Source organism: Sinomonas sp., assembly GCF_051955515.1.
Classification (GTDB): Bacteria; Actinomycetota; Actinomycetes; order Actinomycetales; family Micrococcaceae; genus Sinomonas.
In genome coordinates, this window is the sequence record NZ_JBQCGQ010000015.1 from 1 (window position 1) to 3,481 (window position 3,481).

4 protein-coding genes are annotated in these 3,481 nt (G+C 71.0%); all 4 read left to right on the top strand.

The window, feature by feature from the left end:
- The coding region (locus tag ACTHL9_RS00850; RefSeq protein ID WP_440516733.1) for an oxidoreductase at positions 1-816 on the top strand (816 nt) is incomplete at its 5' end.
- Positions 817-981: 165 nt separating this feature from the next.
- Positions 982-2,304, top strand: a complete 1,323-nt coding sequence (locus tag ACTHL9_RS00855) for a cell division protein PerM (protein ID WP_440516734.1) — start codon at positions 982-984, stop codon at positions 2,302-2,304.
- A 10-nt stretch (positions 2,305-2,314) separates the two neighbouring features.
- The gene (gene purN, locus ACTHL9_RS00860; RefSeq protein WP_440516735.1) at positions 2,315-2,926 is read left to right on the top strand and encodes a phosphoribosylglycinamide formyltransferase; all 612 of its coding nucleotides are present in this window, start codon (positions 2,315-2,317) and stop codon (positions 2,924-2,926) included.
- Positions 2,927-2,965: 39 nt separating this feature from the next.
- Positions 2,966-3,481, top strand: a 516-nt coding sequence (locus ACTHL9_RS00865; protein WP_440516736.1) for an ABC transporter ATP-binding protein, incomplete at its 3' end; no start/stop codon positions are given.

Here is a 3,481-nt window from a genome sequence, read left to right on the forward strand (position 1 = left end):
CCGCAGCTGTGGCACCTCGGCGCCGAACGGGGGGACCACCCGGACCTCAACTCCCAGCTCCCCACCCTCAGCCCCTCCGGCCTCTCGACGTCGGGCAAGGCGCACGGGCGGCCCGCGACCATCGGCGAGCTCGAGCGCATCTGCGACGACTTCGCGAAGGCCGCCGTGGCCGCGAAGGAGGCGGGCTTCGATGCAGTCGAGCTCCACGGGGCCCACGGCTACCTCCTCGACCAGTTCCTCTGGGAAGGGACCAATCGCCGCGAAGACCGGTACGGCGGCTCCCTTGAGGCGCGCACCCGCTTCCCCGCCGAGGTCGCCGCGGCCGTCCGGGACGCCGTAGGCCCTGATCTCCCGGTGATCTTCCGCTTCTCCCAGTGGAAGTCCGGCGACTACGCCGCCCGCATCGCGAAGACCCCCGCCGAGCTCGAGGCCCTTCTCGGTGCGCTCGCCGCCGCCGGGGTCTCCGCCTTCCACGCCTCGACGCGCCGCCACTGGGAGCCCGCGTTCCCTGAGGTCGAGGGCCCCGACGGGCAGCTTGGCCTCGCAGGCTGGTCGAAGAAGGTGACGGGGCTGCCCTCGATCGCCGTCGGCTCTGTGGGCCTCAACCAGGCCTTCCAGGTTGCGTTCCAGGAGGGCGGCCGGGCCGAGACCGCGGGCTTCGAGCCCCTTCTCGAGCAGTTCGGCCGGGGGGAATTCGACCTCATTGCGGTGGGCCGCGTGCTCCTGAGCGATCCGGCCTGGGTGGCGAAGGTCCGGGATGGCCGCTTCGACGAGATTCGGCCCTTCCACGCCGAGGATCGCGCGACGCTCAGCTGATCCTCGCTGCGTTCCTGACCGGTTGTCAGGTGCTAATCGGTCAGGAACGCGGCGTGTCAGGCCAAAAGTGCCTGTGCCGCGAGTAGAAGCGGACAGGAGCACGTACCTCCCACCTCCGGTGCGCCTCAACGGCTGGCCGAGGGGTCCGTGGCAGAGTGGAACGCGATGAAATTGCGCGCCGACCAGTCAGGGCTCCTCGGCATTCCGATGCCGTTGTGGCTTCAGGGCGCCGTCGAGGCGCTTCAGGCCGTGCTGATCTCCGCCTTCCTCACCGTGGTTCCGCTCGCGGCAGTCTGGCTCACGGGAGGGTTCGGCCCGCTTCCGCCCGAGGCGGCTGCCCGTCTCGGCGGCCAGGCCTGGCTGCTGGTGCACGGCGTGCCGCTGCGGCTGAGCGACCTCGGGGCGACGGTCGACGGCGGTGCTGCGCCGCCTTCCACGACCGTCCTCCGTCTCGTGCCGCTCGGCTTCGCGCTCATTCCGTTCCTCCTGTCGTGGCGCGCGGGGCGCCGCCTCGCGCGGGCGTCGTACGCGACGACCCTCTGGCAGGGGCTGCTCGGGGCCGCTGCACTCTACTCGCTCGCGGGCTTCGCCACGGCCTTCGTCTGCAGCACGAGTGCCGTGAGCGCCAGCGTGGGAGTCTCGGCCGCAGTGCCGCTCATCCCCGTGGGGCTCGGGCTCATCGTGGGGGCTCGGCGCGAGGCCGGTTCGTGGAGCCGGCTGATCGGCGTGGACGCGGTCGACTGGATCGCCCGGACCGGACAGTATTCGCGCTGGACCGGGAGCTACTTCTGGGCGGTGATCCGCGGGGGCTTCGTGGCGGCAGCCATGGCGTTCGGGCTGGCTGCCGCGCTCCTCGCCCTGGACCTCGCGGTCCGCTGGGCTGACGTGGTCACGGTGTACGAGGCCCTCGGCGCCGGAGGCGTAGGGGGCGCGGCCCTCACCGTGGCCCAGCTGGGCTACGTGCCGAACCTCGCCGTGTGGGCGCTCGCCTGGTCTTCGGGCTCGGGAGTCGTGCTCGGCACGGGATCGACCGCTGGCGCCCTCTCGACCGCCGTCGGCCCCCTCCCGCCCATCCCCGTTCTCGCGGCCCTTCCCACGGCGTCCGGCCCCTTCACCGCGGCGGCCATCGTGCTGCCCGTGATCGCCGGCGTCCTCGGCGGATGGTGGTTCCAGCGTGCTGGCGAGGACCACTTCGACGAGTGGCTGTCCATCAAGGTTCCCGTGCGCTGGTTCTCGGCCTCGGTCTCGGCACTGGTCCTCGGGCTCCTTGTCGGAGCGGTTGCGGGACTGCTCGCGGGTGGCGCCGCCTGGCTCTCGGGAGGGTCGGCCGGCGTGGGCCGCTTCGCCGACGTCGGACCCAGCCCCCTTTGGACCCTCGTGTGGGTCGGAGCCGAGACGGCCATCGGAGCGGTGATCGGCTACGCACTCGCTCCCTGGCTCGAACGCGGGCAGCTCGCCCGATCCGCGGCGGCTTCCGCGAAGGCCTAAGGTTGACCCCATGCGCATTGTGGTCCTCGTCTCCGGCACCGGCTCGAACCTTCAGGCGGTCATCGATGCCGTGAAGGCGGGCGAACTCGATGTCGAGATCGCCGCTGTCGGTGCGGATCGCGAAGGGACCCACGGCATCGAGCGCTCCGAAGAGGCGGGGCTCGAGACCTTCGTGGTCAACTTCAATTCCTTCGAGACGCGCTCCGAGTGGGACGCCGCGCTCACCGAACGCGTCGCGGAATACGCCCCGGACGTGGTGGTCTCCTCCGGTTTCATGCGCATCGTGAGCCCGGACTTCATCGAGCGCTTCGGGGGTCGCTACCTCAACACCCACCCTGCGCTGCTGCCCGCCTTCCCCGGCGCGCACGGCGTGCGCGATGCGCTCGCCTACGGCGTCAAGGTCACCGGGTGCACGGTGCACTGGGCCGACGCCGGAGTGGACACCGGGCCGATCATCGCCCAGGAGCCGGTCGTCGTGGAGACGGACGACGACGAGGAGTCGCTCCACGAGCGCATCAAGGTGGTTGAGCGCAGGCTGCTGATCGACGTCCTGCGCCAGCTGTCCGCGGGCAAGCTCATGACGCCGTCGTCGCAGCGAGGGGTGCAGAGTTCAGCCTCCTGACGGATGCCCTCAGGGGCGTTGAGGCGTCATGCTCGGGGTATGAGAGCTAATCCTCCCGGGCTTGCGGTCCGCGTGCGCGGCTTGCGCAAGGAATACGGCGGTCTGGCCGCCGTCGACGGCATCGACCTGGACATCGCACAGGGCGAGACGTTCGCACTGCTCGGCCCGAACGGCGCCGGGAAGTCCACCACGGTGGAGATCCTCGAGGGCTACCGCCACCGGACCGCGGGCGAGGTGAGCGTCCTGGGCGTCGATCCCGCCCACGGGAGGCTCGACTGGAAGGCCCGCCTCGGGATCGTCCTCCAATCGACCGGGGAGAGCGGGCAGTACACCGTCCGCGAGCAGCTCTCCCACTTCGCGCGCTTCTATCCGAACCCGCGAAGGGTCGACGACGTCATCGCTGCCGTGGGCCTCGAGAAGCAGGCCAAGACGAGGATCGGCAAGCTGTCAGGGGGGCAGCAGCGGCGCGTCGACGTGGCTCTTGCGATCGTCGGGCGGCCGGAGCTCCTGTTCCTCGACGAGCCGACGACGGGCTTTGACCCGGAAGCCCGCCGC

Excerpts from the sequence above, each read along its gene's own strand:
- ACTHL9_RS00855 (WP_440516734.1), top strand. The coding sequence starts at position 982 with ATGAAATTGCGCGCCGACCAGTCAGGGCTCCTCGGCATTCCGATGCCG.
- purN (WP_440516735.1), top strand. The coding sequence starts at position 2,315 with ATGCGCATTGTGGTCCTCGTCTCCGGCACCGGCTCGAACCTTCAGGCG.